Origin of the sequence: Pedobacter sp. P26, assembly GCF_050632135.1 — a bacterium.
Taxonomy (GTDB): Bacteria; Bacteroidota; Bacteroidia; order Sphingobacteriales; family Sphingobacteriaceae; genus Pedobacter.
In genome coordinates this window covers 1137659-1162039 of the sequence record NZ_CP192574.1, presented here as the reverse complement: position 1 = coordinate 1162039, position 24381 = coordinate 1137659, and the positions used below count along the sequence as shown (strand labels likewise).

Annotated in this window: 25 protein-coding genes and 1 pseudogene; 13 read left to right on the top strand and 13 right to left on the bottom strand. The window is 37.8% G+C overall.

Annotation, left to right across the window (positions count from 1 at the left end):
- Positions 1-34 precede the first annotated feature (34 nt).
- From ACQ86H_RS05525 to ACQ86H_RS05470, 12 genes and pseudogenes are all read left to right on the top strand, one after another.
- Complete coding sequence (locus ACQ86H_RS05525) at positions 35-184, top strand: DUF3098 domain-containing protein (RefSeq protein ID WP_431294092.1); 150 nt, start codon at positions 35-37, stop codon at positions 182-184.
- A gap of 79 nt (positions 185-263) precedes the next feature.
- Entirely contained in the window at positions 264-1058 is a 795-nt protein-coding gene (locus ACQ86H_RS05520) for an undecaprenyl-diphosphate phosphatase (RefSeq protein ID WP_138818317.1), read from the top strand.
- A gap of 155 nt (positions 1059-1213) precedes the next feature.
- Positions 1214-1918 (top strand): annotated as a pseudogene (gene truB, locus ACQ86H_RS05515) (tRNA pseudouridine(55) synthase TruB); the annotation flags it as partial.
- Positions 1919-2039: 121 nt separating this feature from the next.
- Entirely contained in the window at positions 2040-2801 is a 762-nt protein-coding gene (locus ACQ86H_RS05510) for a YitT family protein (RefSeq protein WP_431294091.1), read from the top strand.
- Positions 2802-2813: 12 nt separating this feature from the next.
- On the top strand, positions 2814-3800 hold the full coding sequence (locus ACQ86H_RS05505; protein ID WP_431294090.1) for a bifunctional riboflavin kinase/FAD synthetase: 987 nt from the start codon (positions 2814-2816) through the stop codon (positions 3798-3800).
- Between the two features lie 231 nt (positions 3801-4031).
- Complete coding sequence (locus tag ACQ86H_RS05500; protein WP_138818321.1) at positions 4032-4385, top strand: hypothetical protein; 354 nt, start codon at positions 4032-4034, stop codon at positions 4383-4385.
- A 216-nt stretch (positions 4386-4601) separates the two neighbouring features.
- On the top strand, positions 4602-6695 hold the full coding sequence (locus ACQ86H_RS05495) for a cation:proton antiporter (protein WP_431295343.1): 2094 nt from the start codon (positions 4602-4604) through the stop codon (positions 6693-6695).
- A 110-nt stretch (positions 6696-6805) separates the two neighbouring features.
- Entirely contained in the window at positions 6806-7840 is a 1035-nt protein-coding gene (locus ACQ86H_RS05490; RefSeq protein ID WP_138818323.1) for a DUF2157 domain-containing protein, read from the top strand.
- Positions 7841-7900: 60 nt separating this feature from the next.
- Entirely contained in the window at positions 7901-8071 is a 171-nt protein-coding gene (locus ACQ86H_RS05485) for a DUF1016 N-terminal domain-containing protein (RefSeq protein WP_431294089.1), read from the top strand.
- Positions 8025-8330 carry a DUF1016 N-terminal domain-containing protein gene (locus ACQ86H_RS05480; RefSeq protein WP_431294088.1) on the top strand — a complete coding sequence of 102 codons (306 nt, stop codon included), beginning with the start codon at positions 8025-8027 and terminating at the stop codon, positions 8328-8330. The genes ACQ86H_RS05485 and ACQ86H_RS05480 overlap by 47 nt, the downstream gene beginning before the upstream one ends.
- Positions 8243-8986 carry a PDDEXK nuclease domain-containing protein gene (locus ACQ86H_RS05475; RefSeq protein ID WP_431295342.1) on the top strand — a complete coding sequence of 248 codons (744 nt, stop codon included), beginning with the start codon at positions 8243-8245 and terminating at the stop codon, positions 8984-8986. The genes ACQ86H_RS05480 and ACQ86H_RS05475 overlap by 88 nt, the downstream gene beginning before the upstream one ends.
- A 5-nt stretch (positions 8987-8991) precedes the next feature.
- Entirely contained in the window at positions 8992-9414 is a 423-nt protein-coding gene (locus ACQ86H_RS05470; protein WP_138818325.1) for a secondary thiamine-phosphate synthase enzyme YjbQ, read from the top strand.
- A 1-nt stretch (position 9415) separates the two neighbouring features.
- On the opposite strand, the gene ACQ86H_RS05465 is transcribed toward ACQ86H_RS05470, so the two are convergent.
- The 4 genes from ACQ86H_RS05465 to ACQ86H_RS05450 form a co-directional block, all read right to left on the bottom strand.
- Positions 9416-10384 carry a YihY/virulence factor BrkB family protein gene (locus ACQ86H_RS05465; protein WP_138818326.1) on the bottom strand — a complete coding sequence of 323 codons (969 nt, stop codon included), beginning with the start codon at positions 10382-10384 and terminating at the stop codon, positions 9416-9418.
- 159 nt (positions 10385-10543) lie between these two features.
- On the bottom strand, positions 10544-11863 hold the full coding sequence (locus tag ACQ86H_RS05460; protein ID WP_431294087.1) for an alpha/beta hydrolase: 1320 nt from the start codon (positions 11861-11863) through the stop codon (positions 10544-10546).
- A gap of 208 nt (positions 11864-12071) precedes the next feature.
- A complete protein-coding gene (locus ACQ86H_RS05455; protein ID WP_431294086.1) occupies positions 12072-12392 on the bottom strand; it encodes a DoxX family protein in 321 nt (106 codons plus the stop codon).
- 2 nt (positions 12393-12394) lie between these two features.
- On the bottom strand, positions 12395-12808 hold the full coding sequence (locus ACQ86H_RS05450) for a VOC family protein (RefSeq protein WP_138818329.1): 414 nt from the start codon (positions 12806-12808) through the stop codon (positions 12395-12397).
- 167 nt (positions 12809-12975) lie between these two features.
- Between ACQ86H_RS05450 and ACQ86H_RS05445 the strand changes: the two genes are divergently transcribed.
- A complete protein-coding gene (locus ACQ86H_RS05445) occupies positions 12976-13962 on the top strand; it encodes a GlxA family transcriptional regulator (protein ID WP_138818330.1) in 987 nt (328 codons plus the stop codon).
- A gap of 255 nt (positions 13963-14217) precedes the next feature.
- On the opposite strand, the gene ACQ86H_RS05440 is transcribed toward ACQ86H_RS05445, so the two are convergent.
- The 9 genes from ACQ86H_RS05440 to ACQ86H_RS05400 form a co-directional block, all read right to left on the bottom strand.
- Positions 14218-14508 carry a LiaF transmembrane domain-containing protein gene (locus ACQ86H_RS05440; RefSeq protein ID WP_431295341.1) on the bottom strand — a complete coding sequence of 97 codons (291 nt, stop codon included), beginning with the start codon at positions 14506-14508 and terminating at the stop codon, positions 14218-14220.
- Positions 14509-14926: 418 nt separating this feature from the next.
- A complete protein-coding gene (gene rpiA / locus ACQ86H_RS05435; protein ID WP_138818332.1) occupies positions 14927-15616 on the bottom strand; it encodes a ribose-5-phosphate isomerase RpiA in 690 nt (229 codons plus the stop codon).
- 773 nt (positions 15617-16389) lie between these two features.
- Entirely contained in the window at positions 16390-18351 is a 1962-nt protein-coding gene (locus ACQ86H_RS05430) for a c-type cytochrome (protein WP_138818333.1), read from the bottom strand.
- 11 nt (positions 18352-18362) lie between these two features.
- Positions 18363-19190, bottom strand: coding sequence for a hypothetical protein (locus ACQ86H_RS05425; protein WP_431294085.1), 828 nt, complete (start codon positions 19188-19190; stop codon positions 18363-18365).
- A gap of 5 nt (positions 19191-19195) precedes the next feature.
- A complete protein-coding gene (locus ACQ86H_RS05420) occupies positions 19196-19525 on the bottom strand; it encodes a family 16 glycoside hydrolase (RefSeq protein ID WP_431295340.1) in 330 nt (109 codons plus the stop codon).
- On the bottom strand, positions 19522-19764 hold the full coding sequence (locus ACQ86H_RS05415; RefSeq protein ID WP_431294084.1) for a hypothetical protein: 243 nt from the start codon (positions 19762-19764) through the stop codon (positions 19522-19524). The genes ACQ86H_RS05420 and ACQ86H_RS05415 overlap by 4 nt, the downstream gene beginning before the upstream one ends.
- 141 nt (positions 19765-19905) lie before the next feature.
- A complete protein-coding gene (locus tag ACQ86H_RS05410; protein ID WP_138818335.1) occupies positions 19906-22194 on the bottom strand; it encodes a GH92 family glycosyl hydrolase in 2289 nt (762 codons plus the stop codon).
- A gap of 39 nt (positions 22195-22233) precedes the next feature.
- Positions 22234-22905 carry a basic secretory protein-like protein gene (locus ACQ86H_RS05405; RefSeq protein ID WP_431294083.1) on the bottom strand — a complete coding sequence of 224 codons (672 nt, stop codon included), beginning with the start codon at positions 22903-22905 and terminating at the stop codon, positions 22234-22236.
- Between the two features lie 491 nt (positions 22906-23396).
- Positions 23397-24377 carry a basic secretory protein-like protein gene (locus ACQ86H_RS05400; RefSeq protein WP_431294082.1) on the bottom strand — a complete coding sequence of 327 codons (981 nt, stop codon included), beginning with the start codon at positions 24375-24377 and terminating at the stop codon, positions 23397-23399.
- Between the last annotated feature and the right edge of the window lie 4 nt (positions 24378-24381).

The window sequence follows — 24381 nt, the reverse complement described above, 5'->3', positions numbered from 1 at the left end:
GCGAATTGGTTTTTACCAAAAAAACTATCAGTTATTGTTAATCAGCATAGCAATTGTAGCGGTTGGTTTTATCTTGATGATGGGCACTACTGGTGACATTTACGACTTCAGAAGAACTTTATTGGCTCCGATAGTGGTATTGGCAGGTTTTGCTTTTGGTATTTATGCAATCTTAAAAAAATAAATTTATCCTATTAGGATTATATTAAAACGCTTAATTAATTGATTGAGCGTTTTATTTATTTCCTTCCTTTCCTAAAAATATGAACGCTTTTGAAGCTATTGTCCTTGCAATTGTTGAAGGATTAACTGAATTTTTACCTGTATCGAGCACTGGTCACATGATTATTGCATCATCATTTATGGGCATCGCATCCGAACCATTTGTAAAACTCTTCACCATTGTCATCCAGTTGGGCGCAATACTTTCGGTGGTTGTACTCTATTTTAAGAGATTCTTCAAATCAATAACTTTCTACATTAAATTGCTTGTTGCCTTTATTCCTGCGGCTGTATTTGGCCTGTTATTAAGCAAAAAAATCGACGAATTATTGGAAAGTCCGATGGCAGTAGGCATTTCTCTGCTAATTGGGGGGATCATCCTTTTATTTGTTGATAAATGGTTTAATAAACCCACGGTATTGGAAGAAGAAAAGGTAACTTATTTAACCGCTTTAAAAATTGGATTCTTTCAATGTATCGCCATGTTACCAGGTGTATCGCGCTCGGGAGCAACTATTGTTGGTGGGATGAGTCAGAAATTAAGCAGAAAAGTGGCCGCTGAGTTTTCATTTTTCCTTGCGGTACCGACTATGTTTGCTGCAACCGCGAAAAAACTGTACGATTTTTACAAAGAAGGGCACACCATTACCCATGATCAAACTAATCTTCTAATTATCGGTAACGTTATTGCTTTTGTGGTAGCACTATTGGCTATTAAAAGTTTTATCGGATACCTGAACAAACATGGTTTCAAAGTCTTTGGTTGGTACAGAATTGCTGCTGGTTTAATCATTATCATCCTGTTATTAAGCGGACACAACTTACAGATCATATAATTCATGTAAATATTTTAACCACAACTTGTCCCGATTTTCGGGAGATAAAAAGGATGCATACAGATAATAATCATCCGTGTTTATCTTTATACATCTGTGGTTAAAAAAACTTAAGCAAACCACATTGAATCCGTATCTTTGCGCAAAAAAGATTTGTGAGTACCGAAAATTCTAAATTCAAAGACTTCAATTTTGCTGAAGGCGAATTGCTTTTAATTAACAAACCATACAAATGGACTTCATTTGATGTGGTTGGCAAAATACGTAATTCTTTAAAACCACTAAAACTAAAAGTTGGTCATGCCGGCACTTTAGATCCACTTGCTACAGGTTTATTGATTATCTGTACCGGCAAGCTAACCAAACAGATAGACACTTTTCAGGCTGAAGAGAAAGAATATACCGGCACCATGATTTTGGGCGCTACTACCCCGTCATTTGATATGGAAACGGAGGTTGATGAAACCTTCGACATCAGCCACATTACCGAAGAAGAAATTTATGCTGCCTGTAAACCATTTATTGGCAATATCGAGCAATATCCGCCTGCACATTCAGCAGTCAAGGTAAATGGTGAACGTTTATACGTAAAAGCAAGATTGGGTGAAGAGGTTGAATTAAGGAAACGTTTTGTAAGTGTACCGGAATTTGAAATTACACGGATCGAACTGCCAGAAATCGATTTCAGGATTGTGTGTAGCAAAGGTACTTATATCCGTTCATTAATATCCGATTTTGGTAAAACTTTAAATAACGGCGCTTACCTTTCTAAACTTACCCGTACCCGAAGCGGAAACTTTTTACTAAAAGATGCGTTTGAGGTATTAGAACTTGTTAATTATATTCGCAGTAAAAAGAAGAAGCTAAAACTGAAACAGAAGCATGAACCGAATCAAAAACAGGCACACCAGGTTTGTAAAAGAAATTCTTTTAATTATTGCTGGTGTAACTTCGGCGTGTTTTGGCCTAAAAAGCTTTTTAATGCCGAGCCATTTTATTGACGGTGGTGTTACTGGTATTTCCCTCTTGCTAAGCACCTTAACTGGCTGGAATTTATCGTACCTCATTGCTATCATCAATATCCCATTTGTTATTTTAGGTTATAGGCAGATTGGTAAAGGCTTTGCCATTAAAACTGCTATCGCCATTGCTGCGCTCTCACTGGCGCTAATTATACTGCCCTTTCAGCCCATTACACACGATAAATTACTTATTGCATTTTTTGGTGGTTTGTTTTTAGGCGGAGGAATCGGATTGGCCATGCGTGGCGGCTGTGTAATTGATGGTACAGAAGTTTTAGCGCTTTACATCAGTAAAAACAGCATTTTAACTGTTGGAAATATCATCCTGATTTTAAACATCATTATTTTTGCCTTCGCAGCTTATTTCTTAAACATCGAAACTGCGCTTTATGCCATTCTAACATACTTATCCGCATCTAGTACCATCGATTTTATCGTAAACGGTATAGAACAATATACAGGTGTGACCATTATTTCAGAACATCAGGAAGCTATAAAAGGATTCATCATTAACGAAATGAAACGAGGTGTGACCATTTATAAAGGCGAAGGTGGTTACGGAGAAAAGAAAGATATAGACATTATTTTTACCGTGGTTACCAAACTAGAAATGAGCAAATTACAGACTGCTATCCGGCAGATTGATTCGGATGCCTTTGTGATACAACAACAAATTGCCGATTTAAAGGGCGGGGTAGTTAAACGCCATGCCTTACATTAATTTTCCATCCCATTGAAGATATACAACAACCTTTCGGATTTTAAGAAATTAGATAATGCCATTGTAACCATTGGCACTTTTGATGGTGTACATTTCGGGCACCAAAAAATCATCAAACAACTGGTAGAAAAAGCAAAATCTGATAAAGGAGAAAGTGTAATACTAACTTTTTTCCCACACCCTAGAATGATCATTGATCCTGAAAATCAGGATCTAAAAATGATTAACACAATTACTGAAAAAGCAGAAATTTTAAAAGGTTTAGGGGTAAATCATTTAATCATCACACCATTTACCAGAGATTTCTCCAATCAACTGCCTGAAGATTACATAAAAAACATACTGGTAAACAACATTGGCACCAGGCATATTATTATTGGTTATGACCATCGTTTTGGTAAAGACCGTTCTGGCAACCTAGATGATTTAAAAGCCGCCGGCTTACATTATGGTTTTAGTGTGGAGGAAATTATGGAACAAGATATTCATGATGTTGCAGTAAGCTCGACCAAAATTCGACAGGCACTTTTGGCTGGCGACGTAAGTTTAGCAAATGATTATCTGGGTTATCCTTTTTCTATTTTCGGAAGGGTAATTAAAGGCGATAAAATAGGCAGAACAATTGGTTTCCCAACAGCCAATATTTTTGTAGAAGAAATATATAAACTGATTCCAGGCGATGGCATTTACGCCGTTAAAGTTGAGATTGGTTCAGCGCTGGGCGTTGAGGGCTTAGCGGTGGATCAACTCCAAACGCAAAACGCCAAACTCCAAACTTATAAAGGCATGGCCTACATCGGGCAGCGTCCAACCATTAATGGGATGACCAGAAATATTGAGGTTAATATTTTCGATTTTAACCAGGAAATTTATGGACAGGACATCAAGATGAATTTCTTGAAATTCTTACGTCACGATGTAAAATTTACCGGATTAGAAGCGCTTACCGTCCAATTGCAAAAAGATAAAGAAGCGACGCTCAATTATTTTAACAGGTGATTTTTTTAGGGTATCCAGCTCGATTGTCATCTCGACTGAAACGCAGTGGAATGGAGAGATCTATCTAAACAGATTTCTCGACTTCGTTGCACTCCGCTCGAAATGACGGTAACTCGAGATGAGAGTGATTTTATAAACTCAATTTTAATAATCTAAGTCAAAAGGGTATTTAAGTCTGTTTAAATCAGATTTCCCTTTCAAAAAAGCCTTATTTTCGTTATATTAGCGGCAATGAGGGTTTTTTACATCATTTTCTTTCTATCTATCTCCATTAATTTTGCGGTCTTCGCATCGCAAAAACAAGGAAATGATGCCGCATTAAAAAACACTAAAATCAGTTTCTTTTCCTGTAAAAAAAACATCAACCTTAATCTTGGTTTCAATCAGGATAATGAAAGCCTGCAAAAAGATTTTATTAACAGTTCTATTGTAAAAATATCTTCCAGTGCTTTTGTTCTCATCACTTTTTGGCTATTCCTTTTTTTAAAGAACAAAACCATCAATACAAAAGTTGTAATCAAAAGATTAAATCATAATTATTGGTGCCTGTTTAAGATGCTCTATCCAAAACATGTTTTTTGGTAAGTAATTTCATTATTAACCACTTCAATGTGGGTTATAAAATGCCAGGTATCAATTATAGCTGGAAATAAATTATTTAAACAACATTACTTTTTATATAGATGCATTTACCCGATTTAATAGCCGATTTAGGATTAATCCTTGCTGCCGCAGGAATAACCACTCTTATATTTAAAAAATTAAACAGCCCCTCGTTCTGGGCTATATACTGGCTGGCCTATTGGTTGGTTCTCATTTAGATTTTTTCCCTCTGTTACCGATACCAAGAGTATTAACATTTGGGGCGAAATTGGTGTAATTTTCCTTTTATTCAGCCTTGGTTTAGAATTCAGCTTTAAAAAACTGGTTAAAGTTGGCGGTTCCGCTTCCATCACCGCGATTGTGAAAGTCCTTTTTATCATTCTGGCAGGTTACTTGGTTGGTAAAGCAATGGGCTGGAAAGATATGGACAGCCTGTTTTTAGGTGGAATCTTATCCATATCCTCAACCATGATTACCATAAAAGCCTTCGAAGAACTTGGCCTAAAGCATAAAAAGTTTGCCGGTCTGGTTTTCGGGGTTTTAATTGTTGAAGATCTGGTGGCCATCTTGTTATTGGTATTATTTTCTACGTTGGCCGTAAGCCAGCAGTCGGCAGGTACAGAAATGCTGTATTCTATCTTAAAACTAGCATTCTTTTTGGTGCTTTGGTTTTTGGGTGGAATATTTTTAATCCCTTCATTTCTTAAAGCAACCAAAAAATTAATGAATGATGAAACCATGCTGGTGGTATCTTTAGGTTTGTGTTTGGTGATGGTATTACTGGCCGATAAGGTTGGGTTTTCTCCGGCTTTAGGTGCATTTATTATGGGTTCTATTTTAGCCGAAACTACGCAGGCCGAAAGAATAGAACACTTAACAAAATCGGTAAAAGATTTATTCGCCGCGGTTTTCTTTGTTTCAGTTGGTATGCTGATTGATCCTTCGATGCTGGTTAAATACGCTGTTCCCATTTTAGTGGCTACCGTGGTTATCATCTTTGGGAAAATCATATTTACCATTTTAGGGGCGTTATTGTCTGGTCAGCCGCTAAAAACTTCGGTACAATCGGGCATGAGTTTGGCACAAATTGGTGAGTTTTCATTTATCATTGCCTCATTAGGATTAACCCTTAAAGTAACCAGCGATTTCCTTTACCCAATCGCTGTAGCAGCGGCAGCTATTACAACCTTTACCACACCATACCTGATTAAACTATCCGAACCTTTTTACCAGTATTTAAACCGCGTTTTACCAAAAAAATGGCTTGATGGTATAGAAAGATACAGCTCCAGTACTGAAGGGATTACCACGTTAAGCGATTGGAAAGTTCTATTAAGGTCTTATATTTTTAATACGATTATCCACTCGGTAATCATCATAGCAATCATATTTCTGGCTTACCGATATGTTCAGCCTTTTATTGTAAGCAATATTTCCAATAGCTTAACTTCTATTATCATCAGCGTAGTGGTTTCGTTCATTTTAATGTCGCCATTTTTATGGGCATTATCTATCCGAAGGATTCAACGAACAGCCTATTCTCACCTTTGGCTGAATAAAAAATATACCCGTGGTCCGTTAATTGCCATCGAATTTTTCAGAATAGCTTTAGGGATCTTCTTTGTAGGATTTTTAATGTATGAATTCTTCGACACCTGGATTGCAGCTGTAATCGCATTAGGCCTGATTATTTTAGGCATGGTTATCTTCTCCAGGAAACTGCAGTCTTTTTATGATAAGCTGGAAAGACGTTTCATGTTGAATTTAAATGCCCGTGAGAATCAAAAACCTGACATTTTGCCTTGGGATACCCACCTCACAGAACTTACTGTTTCACCTGAATCGGAAGTGGTAGGAAAAACGCTTACCGAATTAATGATCAGGGAAAAATATGGGGTAAATATTGCCTTAATCGAACGTGGAAGAAACAATATCCCAACGCCAGGCAGAGACGAGCGGCTTTATCCTAACGACAAACTATTGTTGATTGGTGCTGATGATCAATTGGCCGCTGTTAAGGCACTTTTAGAAGTTGATGCTCCGGAAACAGCCGAAGAAAATAATTTCCCGAATAAAGAAATGACCTTGCAAAAGGTTATTGTTCATGCCGAATCGCCTGTTTATGGCATGAGTATCAGAAATGCAGGGATCCGCGAAAAAGCACAGGCACTAATTGTGGGTATTGAACGTGGTGCTGATCGGATATTGAATCCTTCATCCGACTTTGTGTTCGACAACGGCGATGTAATTTGGATTGTTGGGAACAATAAAAAAATCAAAGAGGTTATATAGATTAGTCCGAAGTCAGAAGTCTATATGTATAGATAATATGTTTTTTCACTTTAGGAACTTGGACTTCTGACTTCCGGTCAAAAAACATATCTTCGTGTATAACCTAACCTATGAAAGTTGACAGAGAAAAGAGTGAGTTTCTAGATGACATGATTGAGCAATGGCAAAATGATGGCTTAATTAATGATGAAACAGGCGATAAACTCCGTAAAAGTTATGAAGCCAAAAACTTCGATTGGTTACGTCTGGCACAATATGCTTTTTGGGTAGCCTTAGCTTGTGGTTTTATTGCTCTTGGATCGCTCCTTATTGATAATTCAATCTTAGACTATTTAAAACGGGTTTACAATACGCCTAATATCGTTATTGCTATCATTTCTGGCGGATTGGCGGGATGGCTTTATATCCTGGGTTTCAGGCGGAAGAAGAAGCTGGCACATTTAAAGTTTAGCAATGAAGCCATTGTGTTTTCTGCTATTTTGCTCACGGCAAATGCAATTGCTTATTTCGGAAAAGTGCTGGATAATGGATCTGGCAATTTTTCCATCCTGATTTTAATATCTGTTTTCATTTATGGTGCTTTAGGTTATCTCTTCAATTCACGTTTAATATGGATTTTTGCCTTGATATCATTAGGTGCCTGGTTTGGCACAGAAACAGGCTATTTAAGCCGATGGAATTATTATTTCCTTGGCATGAATTATCCCTTGCGCTTTGTCGTTTTCGGCGCAGTATTAACTGCGGCATCTTTCATTATGAAAGCTTTTCCTAAAACGCAAAATTTCTTTCAGGTTACTTATATTGCCGGAATGGTGTACCTTTTTGTATCGCTTTGGGCCCTATCTGTATTCGGCAATTTTGCCAGTTTAGAAGAATGGTACAAGGTTAGGCAACTGAGCTTGTTTTATTGGGCGCTGATTTCAGGAGCTATTTGTGTAGCAAGCACTTTATTTGGCTTAAAATACCGTGATGATATTGCCCGCGAATTCGGCATTACCTTTCTCTTTATTAACCTCTATACGCGCTATTTTGAATATTTTTGGGACAGTTGGCATAAAGCCTTATTCTTCTCTGTATTAGCGACCTCTTTTTGGTTGATTGGCAGAAAAGCAGAAAAAATATGGAATGTGGAGTTTTTGAAATAATCATCAATACCAGTTTTAAAGTGAAAAAACATTCTTTCAATATATAAGATAAATATAAAAATGCAAATTGAAAAGCAAAACTTATATACAAAGGTTATTAAATTGCTTAACCAAGCGAGGCAAAATGTAGTACAAACCATTAATAATACAATGGCTACTGCTTACTTCGAAATTGGCAGAATGATTGTTGAAGAAGAGCAACAGGGGAAAAGAAAGAGCAGAATACGGTAAACAGATTTTAAATGAACTTTCTGAAAAATTAGTTGCTGAACTTGGCAAAGGTTTTTCAAAAAGAAATTTAGAACAAATGCGCCAGTTTTATTTAACTTATTCAATTGCGCAGACAGTGTCTGCGCAATTGGAAAAAATCAGACAGCCACTGATAAATTCAAAAATGAAGAAATTGCCAACATTGTATTTCGTAAATCTAAAATTCAGCAGACACTGTCTGCTGAATTCAAACTTACATGGTCTCACTACCTCAAGTTAATGAGAATAACAAATGTAAACGAACGTAATTTTTACGAAATAGAATCAATCAAAAACAATTGGAGTTTACGCGAGTTGCAGCGCCAATATGATTCAGCATTATATACACGTTTGGCAATAAGCAAAAACAAGGAAGAGATAAGATCACTTGGCCAAAAAGGACAAATAATTGAAAAAAACAAGGATTTAATAAAAGACCCTTATGTACTGGAATTCCTAGGACTACCAGAGCAAAGTTTTTATTCAGAAAGTGACTTAGAGCAAAAATTAATTGATAAACTTGAACATTTCTTATTAGAACTCGGTAATGGTTTCACCTTTGTAGCCCGTCAAAAAAGAATAACTTTTGAAGAAAGACATTTCAAAATAGACTTAGTTTTCTACAACCGTATTTTAAAATGTTTTGTACTTATCGATTTAAAAATAGGAGAACTCAAACATCAGGATATTGGTCAGATGCAGATGTATGTGAACTATTTTGACAGAGAAGTAAAACTTGAGGATGAAAATAAAACCATCGGTATTATTCTTTGCCAGGATAAAAGTGAATCGGTAGTAAGATATACACTTCCTGAAAACAATGAACAAATTTTCGCAAGTAAGTATTTAACTGTCTTACCTAGTGAAAAGGATTTCATCAAAATCATCGAGAATTAATTCAAATGAAAATATATCAACAAGCCTTAGCACTCAGAGAACGTAGAAGGGGATTCCATATTATTACCGATGAGATTGAGGATGCCTTGCCTCAAATTGACGAGATTAACATTGGTATTTGTCAGGTTTTTATACAGCATACCTCTGCTTCTCTTACGATTAACGAAAATGCTGATCCTACGGTCAGAATGGATTTTGAAATGTTCTTTAATAAAACCGTTAAGGAAAACGATCCTGATTATGAGCATGACTACGAGGGATCGGACGATATGCCAGCCCATTTAAAATCGGCACTTTTGGGTAGTTCCGTAATTATCCCGATAAGAAATGGCAGATTAGCACTTGGTACCTGGCAGGGAATTTACCTTTGCGAGCACCGCAACCATGGTGGACAAAGAAGATTGATCATTACGGCCTGGGGAGAATAATTTATGCTTTTTTAACCTCTTCTTTGATTTCAGGGTGATTATCCTGAATAGATTTACCCTCTGTTTCTACTTCAATTTCTTTCGTGGTGACCGCATAATGCGAAGGATAAATCTCCGACCCAAAAGCAACCGCATAAGCCTTGGTAAATTCGGCACCGAAATATAAAATGATAGAAGAATAGTACGTCCACAAAAGCACCACTACTAATGAACCCGTTGCCCCATAAGTACTCCCAACATTGCTTTGCCCAATATAAATTGAAATGGCAAATTTACCAATCATAAAAAGCACTGCCGTTACAATTGCTCCGGCAATTACATCACGCCATTTTATAATTGCATCAGGTAATACTTTAAATATTACTCCAAATATTAAAGAGATGACAGCAAGGGTAACCACTTGATTAATGATATAAAATACAATGACCGATACTTCGGCAAACCTGGCCTGTAAACGGCTGCTAAAAGCATCTAAGACTGAGGTTACAGCAAGTGAAACTAATAGCACAAAGCCCAAACTGATAATTACTGAGAAAGACAAAAACCTGTTCTGTAACATCTTTACCCAACCCCTTTTAGGTTTTGGTTTTAAGCCCCAAATGGTATTAATTGAATCCTGGATATCCCCAAAAACGGTAGTTGCCCCAAGCAATAGTGTAAAAATACCAATGATTAAGGCGATAGTGCTTTTTCCATCCAAATAAGCATTTTTAATCAGCTGTTGCAGGGAAGTAGCCGATTCTCTACCTAAAAATCCTTCAAGCTGGGCATAAACCTGCCCTTCGGCTATTTCTCTGCCTAAAAATATACCGCACAAAGAAATAATAACCACAAGCAATGGCGCCATAGAAAACACCGTATAATAGGCTAATGAGCCACTAAGTTTCGTTACCTTATGATTATTAAATCCGGTAAACGATGCTTTTAAAATGCCCCATATTCCTTTTAAAGTGATTTTCCGCTTTTCCATAAACAAACTATTTAAGATGAGATGTCATAAACTTAAACCGCTTATTTTTTGAATTGTTTGTGATTAATGAACAAAGACATGATGTAAAGAAACTTAATTCACAAAAAAAGCTCCTGAAATTTGATCGGAGCTTTATTCTTTTTTGATAAGTGATTTATACTATTTGGCTTTAATCCATAAGGCAATATCGTTAACCAAAGTTTCGGATACACTTACCGCTGCCTGGTATTGTGCCATTGTTCCCTTTTCGGTTTGAGAACTTAGCAGGTGATTTAAATCCGGGTAAAATTTAAGAACCACATTTTTCTTTTTACTCAAAGCAGCATTCCATAAATCAAAATCTACTTTACCTACCTGAAAATCATTACCACCTTGCAATACGTAGATTTTAGGTTTCGAAAGAGTTTTAGCTACAGCAACCTGATTGTAGGCATTTAAATCTGCCCAATATTTGGCAGGCAATCCTAAAATTACAGAATCAGGTTTTATGGTTGTTCCCAACTGCGAAATTCTACTTTTATCAATTTCCGCATCAGCATCTGCCAATTGTTTTTTAAAGGCAGCTGTAGTATCATTAGCCTGATCGAACATATATTTATTCTGATCTACAATAATATCTGTTAATTTTCTCGCTGGTGTTGCCGCCAAAATAATCCCCGCTAAATCAGGTGTAAGTGTTGCTATTTTAGGTGCTAACATTCCACCTAAACTATGACCGAATACATAAACCGCTTTGGGATTGGCCCCAACAACCGTTTTTGCAAGTGCAATAGCTGCAGTTGCATCATCCAGCACCTCTTCTTTTACAGTAAAAGCTTTATTAAATTCGTTAGGATAAATTAAAGTTCGTTTTACGTATCGAACAGAAGCAATTCCTTTAGAGGCTAAACCGCCAGCCAAATCTTTAAAGGGTTTATTTGCACCAACTGTTTCATCCATATCGGCAGGTCCGGAGCCGTGTACAAAAACCACTATAGGGAAATTTTTGGCATTTTTTGGAGTTGTGATAATGGCAGCCAATTGTTTTCCTGCCGGACCAATATATACCGACTTTTCCCGGTATAAACTGGTATCTACATAGGTTGGTTTTAAATAAGTGGACGATTTGCGGGAAGGTGCCAGAAAGATTCCGACAATTTTCTGTTGTTTATTAAAACCTAAAATAAAGTTCTGATTACCGTTAGCAAATTTACCTTCAACCGTTACAGCGAAAAACTCGCCCTGAGCTTTACTTTGAATGGCATCTAAAGATTCTGCCTTTCCATATTTTGTTCCTATATCTCCCCAAAGTTTCTTTAAATTTTCTTCTGTTAATTTCGTTTTCAAAGTATCATCAAAGAAAGCGTGCGCATCTTTAAATTTCTCTTCCTGTAACAGTTTAAAAAAATCGTTTGCGCCATTGAAAAGCTGAATCACATTTTGAGAAAATGCCGAAGTAGTAAATAGTAAAGCGATTATGAATAAAAGGCTCTTTTTCATTCGTATAATATTGTTTTTAGGGTAATTAAACCATTATGATTCCACATTAAACCTGAAATCATGATCGTTTTTTATTGTGTTTGGTTGTTTACAATACCCAAAGTTAACAATATTTGGTTCTCAAAAGCCTTTAATTAAACTAATTATTTAGTTTTAACTATTTTTAACATTTGCTTTACTTTTTTCCATAAAATATAAGGAATAAACATCATAACAAAGCAACAAGTGGAGGGATCAACAACGATACACCATCTCCAACAAATGCTGTAGAAGCAAAAGCGCCAATAAAATTGATGGCAAAACCTGCATAAGCCCATTCTTTAATAGTTGTATATTTATTCTGTAAAATTGATAATGACCCAAGCAATTTTGCAATGCCTACAATGATGAGCATATACATCGGATAACCGAGGTGTTTAAGTACTTCTTTCCCTGCTTCCTGCTGTGTTACTCCACCAAAGCCATCCATAATCATCATTAAAGCGAAAGTGATGGTTGCAATCCAATACCAGGTTGTCAACTTTTTCATGTTTATCTATTTTTATCGTAATTAATTAACCAGTTGTTCCCAAAACGGTCTGTTAAATCGCCAAAAAGTGCTCCCCAAAAGGTTTCCTGTAAAGGGTGTGAGGCTCTGCCGCCAACGGAAAGTTTATGGTAAAAAGCTTTTGCCTCTTCTTCGGAATTGCAGTTGAGCATCATAGATACGGAGTTTCCTTTTACAAGCCCCTTTTCTTCAACCATATCAGTACCCATAATTACCATTTCATCTTTAGCTAAAATGGCATGCATCACGCTCCTTCGTATGACATTGGGCATTTTTCCTGCAAAATCCGATTCTCCAATGGTTTCGAGTGTGAGTTCTCCACCCAGGCAATCCTGGTAAAAAGTCATTGCTTCCCGGCAATTTCCGTTAAAAGTGAGATATGAATTTATGCTAGCCATTTTTGCCTATTTATTTGATGCCATTTAGCAATCGGTTCCTCCATCATACATTTTGGCATAAACCCTTAATTATATACAAACATACAGGGTAATTACAGCAAGCGGAACCCGTAGAAACGACAATTCCGGGGGTTGTTTACGACAAATAGCCTTGCTATATTTGAGATATGAAACACGTATCTATCTTAATACCAGAGACTGCCGTGATTGAGGCCATTGCAGATCCGCGTTATTTATTTACCGCTGTTAACGAATTTTTGCAGGCATCAGGTAAATTACCGCTTTTTAAAGTAGAGCTGGTAGCGATGACAAAAGAGGTAAAGCTGAACAATAGTCTTTTCTCAGTACATGCCGATAAATTATTGCATGAAGTGGAACATACCGATCTCATCTTTGTTCCGGCAATAAGCGGTAATGTAGGTTATGCCATGGAGGCAAATCAGGATCTGGTACCGTGGATTGTAAAACAGCATGCAAAAGGGGCCGAAATAGCCTCACTTTGTTTAGGCGCATTTATATTGGCCTCCACAGGTTTGTTAAACGGCCGGAAATGTTCTACACACTGGTTGTTTGCCAATCAGTTCAGGGAAATGTTTCCTGATGTAGAATTGGTTGATGGCAGCATCATTACCGATGCGCAGGGATTATATTCGAGCGGTGGCGCAAATTCGTACTGGAACCTGCTTTTATACCTGGTAGAGAAATATACGGATCGGGATACCGCCATTTTAGCCGCTAAATATTTCGCTATTGATATTGATCGCGAAAGTCAGCTGGCTTTTATGATGTTCCAGGGACAAAAAGGACATGAGGATGCAAAAATTAAAAAGGCCCAGGAATTTATTGATGGAAATTACCAGGAACGGATTACGGTAGACCAACTGGCTGATATGCTGGCGCTGGGCAGAAGGAGTTTTGAGCGGAGGTTTAAAAGTGCTACCAAAAATACCGTAATCGAGTATATTCAGAGGGTTAAAATTGAAGCGGCAAAACGGAGTTTCGAATCGAGCAGAAAAAATATTACAGAAGTGATGTTTGATGTAGGTTATACCGATACTAAATCATTCAGGGATGTTTTCAAAAAAATAACAGGCTTAACCCCTATTGAATACCGCAATAAATACCATAAAGCGGTGCCGGTTTTACAGGTTTAGCAAAAAAATGAAAAAAATTAAACCCAACACAATATATTCCAATTACAGCGTTTATGTATGTGAGAGCGTTAATTTAGATGACGGGGATACTGCCTAAGGGTGGAATCCCCGTTTCTTTTAGCTAAGCGCGGAGCGCTTGGGGCAGCAATTAAACGCATTCAGAGCTCCATGCTCAATAACCTCTGCTATTAAGCATAAAAAGGGGACATTGTCAAAAAATGTCCCTTTTTAAAATATATGATAGAGTTAAGAATTTTAGCTTTCTTTATCAGTAAAATCAACTGGTTTCTTTTCAAAATACTGATCGAAGTTTTGTACTTTTCTAGGCTTTAAGATTACATATAAACCTAAGCCGATCAATACCATTGGCACACTAATTCTAAACAGATCAAAATCAAATATGTTTATCGCTTTAAAAGTGAATAAGCCTCCAATAATGGTCAATGCCAACCAGCCGCTTCCCTGAAAGTCTTTACGGTAGCCCATCCATAAACCGATACCTAACATAATGGTGTGCCATTTCAATATCCAATGTGGAACATCTATTCCCGAGTTTCTTAATAAGAATACCGAACCGATGGCGATGATTAAAATGCCTAGACCAAATTGTTTATCTGTGTGATTTTTTTGATTAAATTTTCCATGACCGTTTTGTTTTATGATTCAAATGTATCACGAATACCAATGCCGGAGAATGGCTTTTCCCCTAATTGTGATGTTTTATCGGTGAGTGAAATAAAACTGTCGGTAAAAATTTACGGTGATTTAAGAAAAGAAGAAATTATCGGTGAAATTATCAGTTTTGCCACGGAAACACCGAGAACACGGAATTAAAACTTAATTTCCTTAACTCCTTTACTAAAAATTAGATCACCATTTAGAAAATTAAGATCATTAAGAAAAATTTTCTTTTAGCGCAATAAAGGGAAATGAACCAATGATTAATTAACCAGTGAACTAATAGCTATTCAAAAATAATAATATCTGCCCCTTCGCTCATGATTACTTTCGAAGTGATGTTAATGAATAAACCATGGGCCAATAATCCGTTAATCTGATTAAGATCAGAAGCTAATTTTGCAGGATCATCAATAAGACCAAAATCTGCATCAATAATCAGGTTACCATTGTCAGTAATAAATGTTCGGTCTTCTACAGTTCTCAATATACCCTTTCCACCAAGTTTATTAATTTGATCGAATACGTATTGATAGGCCAATGGAACTACCTCAACAGGAACAGTAAAAGCACCTAATTTTTTAACTTTTTTTGAAGCGTCGGCAATAATGATGGCATCTTTACTAAGTGAAGCAATTATCTTCTCTCTAAACAGTGCCCCGCCTCCGCCTTTAATCAGATCGAGTGATTCTGTAAATTCATCAGCCCCATCAATACTGATATCAATTTTGCTTAAACGCCCAAGGTCAAGAATTTCTATGCCCAGAGATTTCGCGAGTTCTTCTGTTCGGATGGAACTTGCAGCAGCCTTTATCTTAAGCCCTTCTTTTACTCGTTTACCTAATTCTTTAATGGCAAAAGTTGTGGTAGATCCCGTACCCAAGCCTACTATATCGCCATCTTTAACAAATTTTACTGCAGCCTGGGCGGCCGCCAGTTTTTCTGCATCTTGTTGGGTTTTATCTATAGTAGCCATAAAGTAAAAATAGGTTTAAATGATAAACATTGCAAAAACGAAAAATAAATTACTGCTGATGCAATAAATCGTTTTAATAGCGTTTATGTATATGAGAGCGTTAATTTAGATGATGGGGATTCTGCAATAGTGGAATCCCCATTTCTTTTAGATGATATTATAGAAAGATCGTAAAGGTCGTTAATGGCAATCCCGATGCGATGCAACAAAGAGGAATAATTTAAAAAACAAAAGATTTTTTGTTTACCTATTCTTTACCCTTTATTTACCCTTTCTAGGCACCAGGTTAACCCCACGGTTACCCCTGGCTTACCTATCCGTTACCTTTTGGTTACCTAAAAGGTAAAGCCAACGTCTTTTTGGGGCTTTCTGCGGTAAGCCAGGGCCCATGCTACCTGCCAGCAGGTACCCAGGATACCTATACCGTTATCTGTAGTAGCATAAAGTAAGAATAGGCTTTATGAAAACCATCCCAAAAACGAAAAATTTTTTTTACTAATGCAATAAATCGTTTTTACAGCGTTTATGTATATGAGAGCGTTAATTTAGATGATGGGGATTCTGCAATAGTGGAATCCCCATTTCTTTTCTAAGCATTTTGTCATCCTTGAGCATAGTCGAAGGATCTTTTCATTTAATAGACCCTGAAATAAATTCAGGGTGACGCTTCAATTAAAAATTTCTGTTCATCTAACCCCCACACCAACACACTTCATTTTCTTATAAAACAAAAAACGGCTGGTATTTCTACCAACCGTTTCCTAACAATCAACTTATTTATTTAAAGAGTTTATCCAGGCTGCAATTTTTAACGCTTCAGCTTTGGTTACTTGCGGCATCGGAGGCATTTCTGTTGAATAACCCGGCCAGTTTTGCGGTTGCGGATTATGGATCAACTGAAATATTTTCTCTGGTGAATATTTACGTTTTGCAATTTCTACGAATGGTGGGCCAATTTGTCTTTTGGTTTGATTATGGCAAGCCAGACAAGTATTTTTAGTTAACAAACCCTCAACTTCTTTAAAGGTAGGTGCCTTGGCTATAGCAGCTGGTTTAGCAGGAGTTGCCGTTCCCTTTGCTTCAGGCGCTTTTCCAGTTACTGCCTTTGGTGCAACTGTTTTCTTAGCAGGAGCGTTTACAGGTGTTGCTGAGTTTTTAGTACTCACTTCGCTCGCAGAAAGTTTATTGCCATCAGGAATCTGATTCAAGGTATAATAAGCTACCGGGTGAACTAAAGAGTAAAAGCCATCTTGAGATCTTAAACCATCTAATGTTAAAGTATGGATATAATATTGACGAAGATTTTGTACAATGATTCTTGCTTTTAAACCGTCTGCCGAAACTTTAACCCCGGAGATTTTTAATTTCTCTGTGTTTACAGGAGGTGAACCATATACAGGGTGATATTTGTAAATAAAGCTTTCTGCATTGTAAGAAGCCAGGTCTTCTGCCGACTTACGGTCAACAGGCATAGTAAACTCCACTTCAAAACCATCAGGCATTGCCCTAACGGCTTTCATTTCGAAAGGCGTTTTATTATTGTATACCAATCTTTCCAAACCCTCGTTGGCATCACCTGCCGATCCCCAGCCACGGTTGGTTTCGCCCACAAATAATGATCCATCAGTACCCCACTCTAACCTTAACACACCCGAACGGAAACCTTTACGGAAAAGGAAGGCAGCACCCTGTTCTTCACCTTTTACAGTTTCCATGAAAATCCTGGAAATGATGCTCATCCCCTGATCACCAACCAGAATCTGGCCTGCAAATGGCCCAAAAGTATTGGCTGGAATTTTAACAGGTTCTGCAGATGAGATACCCAAAATACCATAAGGCAACCAAACTGATGGTAAACGCAGCTCTGGAAATACCTTTTTCATTTCAAACAAAGTTTTGAAAGTTTCGTTTACCCTGTTTTCCGGTTTAATATATCTGCCCTGTTCGTTTTTAATACGGCGTTCATCCATTTGAGAATAGAAGAAATCGGACTGTAGTTTAACCGGAGAATTTGGCAGGTTAGTCCACCTTAAACTGGCCGGATGCCCCATAAAATCACCTTTATTTACTTTCCATAAACCACCTGAACCTACCCAGTCGCCCTGGTTTTCGGTATAATAAAACTGACCATCAATACTGCCAATACCCGCTGGTGAACGGAAACCAGCAGCATAAGGGCTCATTTTACCATCTTCGGTAATGTTCATGGCCCAACCACGCATGGGTACACGACTTTCTGCACGCCACCATTCTTCATCGCCAAAGGCTACGTTTCCGGTAACCATAAAAGTACCATCAGGCATTAATTTCGGACCAAAACTATATTCGTGGTAGTGACCGCTTAAAGGCCATGCATAAATGGTTTCGTACACATCGGCTTTGCCATCCTGATCTTTATCGGTCAATTTGGTTAATTCGCCGCGTTGCGCTACGTAGATTGCACCATTTTTATAGGCAATGCCCAAAATTTCGTGCAAACCATAGGCAAATCTGCGCCAGTAGGGTTTAGCACTTGTGGGGTTTTCTACGATGTACACTTCTCCTCTACGGGTAGATACGCCTAAATCGCCATTTGGTAAAGTAACCAGACCGCCAACTTCTAAAATCGGGCCTTCGGGTACGCGTACTTTATTTATCCTGAAAAAATCTTCTTCTTTCGGTGTTTCTTGTGCAAAAACTGTAGTAAAGCTAAAACTTAATGCCAGTATTGCTAATTTTTTAAATGTATTTCTCATTACTATCACAATTAAAACAAAATGGTATAATTCAACTTACTTCCAATGGCTGCAATTATTTCCCATTTGCCATCAATATTTCTAATAACCGGTTTTGCGGTGCCTTCACCAAGCTGTATGTAATACGCTTTATCATCAATTAAATACAAACCTTTGCCAGCTTCTTCAATGTTTGAAGCAGTAGCCAAAAGGAAATACAAATCTTTTGATGGTTTATCAACAGTAATCTCTCGGGTTAAGCCTTGTCCATTCTCCATTACTTTTATCGCATCGGTAACATTTGTTCCGTTAATGATGTACTTAAACTCCGGACGGTCTTGTTTATCCATTACATAACCCTTGGTTTTAAAACCAGTGCCAACCGTGTCTGCAATCCAATTAGCCTGATCGTTTGCTAACTTTGATATAGCCAGAACAGGTTTTTTAGTGAAACGGGTAACACTGCCCAAAGCACGTGAGGTACCGTTTCCGCGGCCATCCCACATTGGTGTAGCATCAATAAAATCACCATGCCATCCCTGTAATAATGTACCATTATCTAAATCGTAGCTATAAGCAACCTTTTCCGGTCCACCTACCGAAATAGCGTGTACCGAACGTACTCGTGGTGCAATATCTACAAAACTTCTGATCATATTGTTGCTTGCTGCTTCAATATATATAGGATCTGCACCGTCATTTTGGTTTGGTTTTGGAATTTCGGATAGTTCAGTGATTTGGATATTTCTGAACGCTACCGAACCATGATCGCCTTGCAAACGTAAAGGTCCTTTTGCTTTTTCAGCTCCTGCAGCGCCTCTGGTTGCACCAAATAATTCAACATTTTCATGAATCAGCACACCATTTAGTTCTGCACTGACGATTTTAGCATTTTGTGTTTTTTTCCTGAGGCATCAAATTTTGGTGCCTGGAAGATAATTTTAATGTGCTGCCATAAACCTGGTGCCTTGCTTGCGTTCTGACGGGGAGCAACACCACCAAATCCTTTATCGGCTTCGGGTTTGCTATCATCCCAGCGTTGGTAAATACCGCCATTGTTTGATGATGTGGCATTTTTCAATCCCCATGCATCGTCAATCTGGATCTCGTAATTACCTTGAAGATAAATACCGGAATTTGTTCCTTTTGCAGTTAAATAATCTAATTCTACAGCTACATCACCATATTCATTTATGGTGTATAAATCAGATCCGGCTTTTTTGCTGTAGATTGGTTAACCAAAATCCCTTCGCCTTTTGTTGTTTTTAAAACATTTTCGGTGTTTAGGTCGGCCACTACATTTTGTGCCAATGACCATGAATTTGATGGGTTTTTAAAGGCTGAAAGATCTTTTAGATCGATACGCTGGCCAAATGCCAACAGGGTTCCGCAAAACCAGAAAATGGCTGTAAAACCCGTCTTTGAGATGTTCATATATTTGATTTATTAGTTTAAGGCATATTGAGGCCAATTATTACTTTAAAAATGAGACTGTATCATAAAGTGTAAACCTAAATCTGTCCTTAGGCAGGCTCAGGATGACAATTATATTTTATGATGCAGTCTTTATCTTCTCTATTTTTCTGTTGATAATGAATAAGGGAAATCAGCTGGATTTGAACCTCTGGTTTTATTCGGCGTTGCGGTCATATTAAAATTTAACACTGCACCTTTTTGCAGACCACTATGGCTGATCCAGTTTTTAGAATATGGTTTACCATTCATCTGTAGCGACTGAACATAACGGTTGTTATCGCTATTGGCTGCTGCATTAATTACAACCGTTTTACCATTTTCTAAAGTAATGGTTACCTTTTTAAACAAAGGAGCGCCTAAAACATACTGATCAACTGCTGGTGTTACCGGGTAAAATCCCATTGCCGAAAAAACATACCAGGCAGAAGTTTGCCCGTTATCTTCATCACCACAATATCCATCCGGAGTAGCTTTGTACATCCTGTTCATGGTTTCTCTTACCCAATATTGTGTCTTATATGGCGCACCACCATAGTTATACAGGTAAATCATGTGTTGAATCGGTTGGTTACCATGTGCGTACTGGCCCATGTTTGCAATCTGCATTTCGCGGATCTCGTGGATTACTCCACCATAAGCGCTCTCATCAAATACCGGAGGCATAGAGAAAACCGAATCTAATTTGGTTACAAACGAATTATGTCCACCCATTAATCTGGCCAAACCATCAATATCCTGAAAAACAGACCAGGTATAGTGCCAGCTATTGCCTTCGGTAAACGCACCACCCCATTTAAACGGACTGAATGGACTTTGGAAAGTTCCATCCTGATTTTTACCACGCATTAAACCAGAAGCAGGATCGAAAAGATTTTTATAGTTCATGGCTCTCTTCTTATAAATATCGATTTCCGAAGCCGGTTTACCTAAAGCTCTTCCCAATTGGTAAATGGTAAAGTCATCATAAGCATATTCTAATGTTTTAGCTGCATTTTCATTCTTTTTTACATCGAAAGGTACGTAACCCAATTCGTTGTAATATTTAACACCATCGCGGCCAACGGCTTCCATCGGCCCCTCGTTATTTGCCCCGTGTTTTAAAGCCTGCCACAATGTTTCGATGTCGTAGCCACGCATACCTTTAATGTAAGCATCAGAAACTACCGAAGCAGAGTTGTTACCCACCATAATGTTGGCATAACCCGGGCTGCTCCACTCAGGCAACCAGCCACCTTCTTTAAAATCGTTGATTAAGCCTTGTTGCATTTCCTTATTGATGGAAGGATAAACCAGGTTTAGGAAAGGATATAATGCCCTAAACGTGTCCCAGAAACCTGTACCGGCGAACATATAACCTGGTAAAACCTGCCCGTTATAAGGGCTCCAGTGTACGATCTGGTTTTGTGCATCAATTTCATATAATTTATTTGGAAAGAACAAAGTGCGGTACATGGCCGAATAAAAAGTACGGGCCTGATCAATGGTACCACCTTCAACCGAAATTTTGCTCAAAGTTTTGTTCCAGGTTGCCCTGCCTTTTGCTTTTGTTGCATCGAAACCATCGCTGGCCACTTCTCTTTTTAAGTTAAGATCAGCCTGTTCGAAGCTAATGAAAGAAGAAGCAACTTTAGCAGTTACCTGCTCGCCTTTTTGTGTAGCAAAACCAATAACGGCTCCGGCATGATCTACCGTTAACTCTAAATCTTTGTCGTTCAGTTTTTTATCATCCCAGGTTTTAGCCAACTTGAAATCTTTATTGAAATAGATTACAAAGTAGTTTTTGAAATTTTTAGGCAATGGACCACGTGCATATTTGGTGGTATAACCGATAATTTTTCTTTCTGCAGGAATAATTTTGATATAAGAACCTTTATTCTGTGCATCTACAACTACATAAGCACTATCCGTTTTAGGGAAAGTAAACCTGAACTGTGCGGCTCTTTCTGTTGGGGTAATTTCGGTGGTTACATTAGCATCTGCCAAATAAACACTGTAATAATATGGCTTTGCAACCTCTGCTTTATGGCTGAACCAACTTGCACGGTCATCATCAGTAAATCTTAATTTGCCAGTAACGGGCATAATAGAAAAAGCGCCGTAATCGTTCATCCAGGGCGAAGGCTGATGCGTTTGTTTAAAGCCACGGATTTTGTCGGCATCATAAACATAGGCCCATCCATCTCCGTTTTTACCGGTTTGTGGCGACCACATGTTCATTCCCCATGGCAATCCGATTGCCGGGTAGGTATTTCCATTTGATAGATCTGGTTTCGAAGCTGTTCCCATCAATGGGTTAATCCAATCTACCGGATCTGTGATTTTACCAATTGTTTGCGCGAAACTGGTTGATGCCGCGACACTCAATAAGGCGATAAATAATCTTTTCATTTGTTGTGTTTGTGTTTTTTATATGCTTGTATTTATTTTTTAAACTTCAGAATTTTTAACATAATCTGCCCAAAGCGCATCCAAATCTTTACCGGTTAATTTTGTCCAGATATCTTTAGTATAAGTATGATCTCTTAAAGAAGCATCAACGGTTTTAATAATCCCAGGTTTTATACTTTTTTCCATCCAGGCAAAAAATGCAGCAGTAATACGGTAGCTATTTTTATAACTATGATCTGGTTTTAAAGCAGGTAAAGACCATTTAGCGCCTGCATTATCTACACCGAATTTATAACGGGCATAATCCGCAATACCTTCTGTTAACCAACCTGGCCCAACGCTCCGACCATAATCCTGCACAATGTGCATTACTTCGTGGGTAACCACATCAATATCTTCGGGATGTTTAATCATCCAGATAGAACTGAAGGTTACTTTTCCATCAGCAGTCGCGGCAACGCCATCATAAGCTGTATCAACAAAAAACTTTACCACTTTAATGGTTGATGGATTGTATTCTTTTGCCAGTTTTGGATAAACATTAAAAAAGGTCTTAATTAAGCGCTTTTTCAATTGTGGATCCAGCGCCGCAAAATTGCTTTCGAAAGATAAAGTGTAACCGCTCTTTTTGGTAATTTCCTGTGCTTTTGATTGCAATGAAAACGTGGAAACAAACATTACGAAAATTGAAAGAATAGCTGTTTTTTTCATTTATCTGTGTTATTATTATTTTGGTTAGCCATGTTTAGTTCTGCAAAATAAATATAATATGTAAAACGTTTTAGTAAATGATCAAAAATTTTACTTTAGTGATGGTTATTTTTACATAACAGCGGTTGTCGTTTCGGCCGGAGTGCAACGGAATCGAAAACCCGAAAGCTCTGCGAAGCTAAATCTGTTTTGATAGATCTCTCCACTTCGCGTTGCTCCGATCGAGATGACTACCTTTTTTAGAGTATGTCAATGGTAGAAGTTAGGATTTTTCAATACATCGGAGTGTTGATGACAGATATACAAGGGACGTCATTTCTACCGCAGTGCAGAAATCTTTTAACATAGTTCAAAGATTTCTCCATTTCGCTGCGCTTCAGTCGAAATGACGTCGATTTTTTAAATCTGTCATTGATAGCGGAGTCGAAGGATTTCCATTCCACTGCGGTTCATCTGATAGGCTATCGGATCGTTCTGTGTAGATAAATTTCTTATTCTTTACTGCTATAAGTAAGGTTTACTTTTTGTGGTTCCTTACCATAATCAGCCCAAAGCTGATCTAAGGTCTTTCCGGTTAGGTCTGTCCATGATTCTTGTGTGTATTGATGCGCTCTTAGTTGCTGATCTAACGCAGCAATTAAACCAGGTTTTACATTCTGTTCTAACCAGGCAAAAAAGCGCGCAGTGATCCTGTAACTATTGGTGTAACTCTGTTTCTCATTGTAGGCTGGCAAACTCCATTTTGATCCTACATTATCAACCCCATATTTATAGCGCACATAATCCGCAATGCCTTCAGTTAGCCAAACCGGGCCGGCACTATAGCCATAACCCTGCACAATATGCATGGTTTCGTGTGTTACCACATCAATATCGGTTGGGTGTGCTTTCATGTAACCAGCACTAAATAAAATTCTGTTTCCGCTTGCTTCTGCAACTGCTTTATAAGCTGTATCTACCACAAAAAGCACATCGTGTGTAGATTTCTCGTTAAATGTTTTAACTAAAGTTGGATAGATTTCGAAATAAGTGGCAATTAACTTCTTCCTTACCATTGGATCTAAATCCGGGTCTTTACTGATAAATGTTAATTCATAACCTTTATGTTTTTCTTTACTGTAAGAAACCCAGTTTTTTGAAAGTGCGGTAAATAGTTCCTTTTGGATTCTCTTTTGCGATTTATTTTTAACCCATTGACTGTTTACTTTAATTTCTCCGGCTTTAGCTTGTATTGTTGGTGTTTCTTCCGTTACTAAATCTAACACTACATTTCTTTTGGTACGGTATCCATCTGCCTGGGCAAATTTTGGGTAAACCTGAAAAAAAGCGGCCTTAAGTTTAGCATTAATCAAGGCATTTGTTATACTGTCTTTGTTATTGATGGTAATTTTATATTCTCTTTCTCTGTTTTGAGCAACAGTAGTACCTGCTAAGAATGATGCCAATGCGAGGACTAAAATTTTCTTAATCATTTGG

What these genes read in the sequence shown, in the direction of transcription:
- ACQ86H_RS05520 (WP_138818317.1), top strand. Translation starts at nt 264, where the DNA reads ATGAACGCTTTTGAAGCTATTGTCCTTGCAATTGTTGAAGGATTAACT.
- ACQ86H_RS05470 (WP_138818325.1), top strand. Translation starts at nt 8,992, where the DNA reads ATGAAAATATATCAACAAGCCTTAGCACTCAGAGAACGTAGAAGGGGA.
- ACQ86H_RS05415 (WP_431294084.1), bottom strand. Translation starts at nt 19,764, where the DNA reads ATGAACATCTCAAAGACGGGTTTTACAGCCATTTTCTGGTTTTGCGGA.
- ACQ86H_RS05410 (WP_138818335.1), bottom strand. Translation starts at nt 22,194, where the DNA reads ATGAAAAGATTATTTATCGCCTTATTGAGTGTCGCGGCATCAACCAGT.
- ACQ86H_RS05405 (WP_431294083.1), bottom strand. Translation starts at nt 22,905, where the DNA reads ATGAAAAAAACAGCTATTCTTTCAATTTTCGTAATGTTTGTTTCCACG.
- ACQ86H_RS05455 (WP_431294086.1), bottom strand. Translation starts at nt 12,392, where the DNA reads ATGAAAAAGTTGACAACCTGGTATTGGATTGCAACCATCACTTTCGCT.
- ACQ86H_RS05510 (WP_431294091.1), top strand. Translation starts at nt 2,040, where the DNA reads ATGCCGAGCCATTTTATTGACGGTGGTGTTACTGGTATTTCCCTCTTG.
- ACQ86H_RS05465 (WP_138818326.1), bottom strand. Translation starts at nt 10,384, where the DNA reads ATGGAAAAGCGGAAAATCACTTTAAAAGGAATATGGGGCATTTTAAAA.
- rpiA (WP_138818332.1), bottom strand. Translation starts at nt 15,616, where the DNA reads ATGGCTACTATAGATAAAACCCAACAAGATGCAGAAAAACTGGCGGCC.
- ACQ86H_RS05500 (WP_138818321.1), top strand. Translation starts at nt 4,032, where the DNA reads ATGAGGGTTTTTTACATCATTTTCTTTCTATCTATCTCCATTAATTTT.
- ACQ86H_RS05460 (WP_431294087.1), bottom strand. Translation starts at nt 11,863, where the DNA reads ATGAAAAAGAGCCTTTTATTCATAATCGCTTTACTATTTACTACTTCG.
- ACQ86H_RS05450 (WP_138818329.1), bottom strand. Translation starts at nt 12,808, where the DNA reads ATGGCTAGCATAAATTCATATCTCACTTTTAACGGAAATTGCCGGGAA.
- ACQ86H_RS05400 (WP_431294082.1), bottom strand. Translation starts at nt 24,377, where the DNA reads ATGATTAAGAAAATTTTAGTCCTCGCATTGGCATCATTCTTAGCAGGT.
- ACQ86H_RS05485 (WP_431294089.1), top strand. Translation starts at nt 7,901, where the DNA reads ATGCAAATTGAAAAGCAAAACTTATATACAAAGGTTATTAAATTGCTT.
- ACQ86H_RS05490 (WP_138818323.1), top strand. Translation starts at nt 6,806, where the DNA reads ATGAAAGTTGACAGAGAAAAGAGTGAGTTTCTAGATGACATGATTGAG.
- ACQ86H_RS05430 (WP_138818333.1), bottom strand. Translation starts at nt 18,351, where the DNA reads ATGAGAAATACATTTAAAAAATTAGCAATACTGGCATTAAGTTTTAGC.
- ACQ86H_RS05445 (WP_138818330.1), top strand. Translation starts at nt 12,976, where the DNA reads ATGAAACACGTATCTATCTTAATACCAGAGACTGCCGTGATTGAGGCC.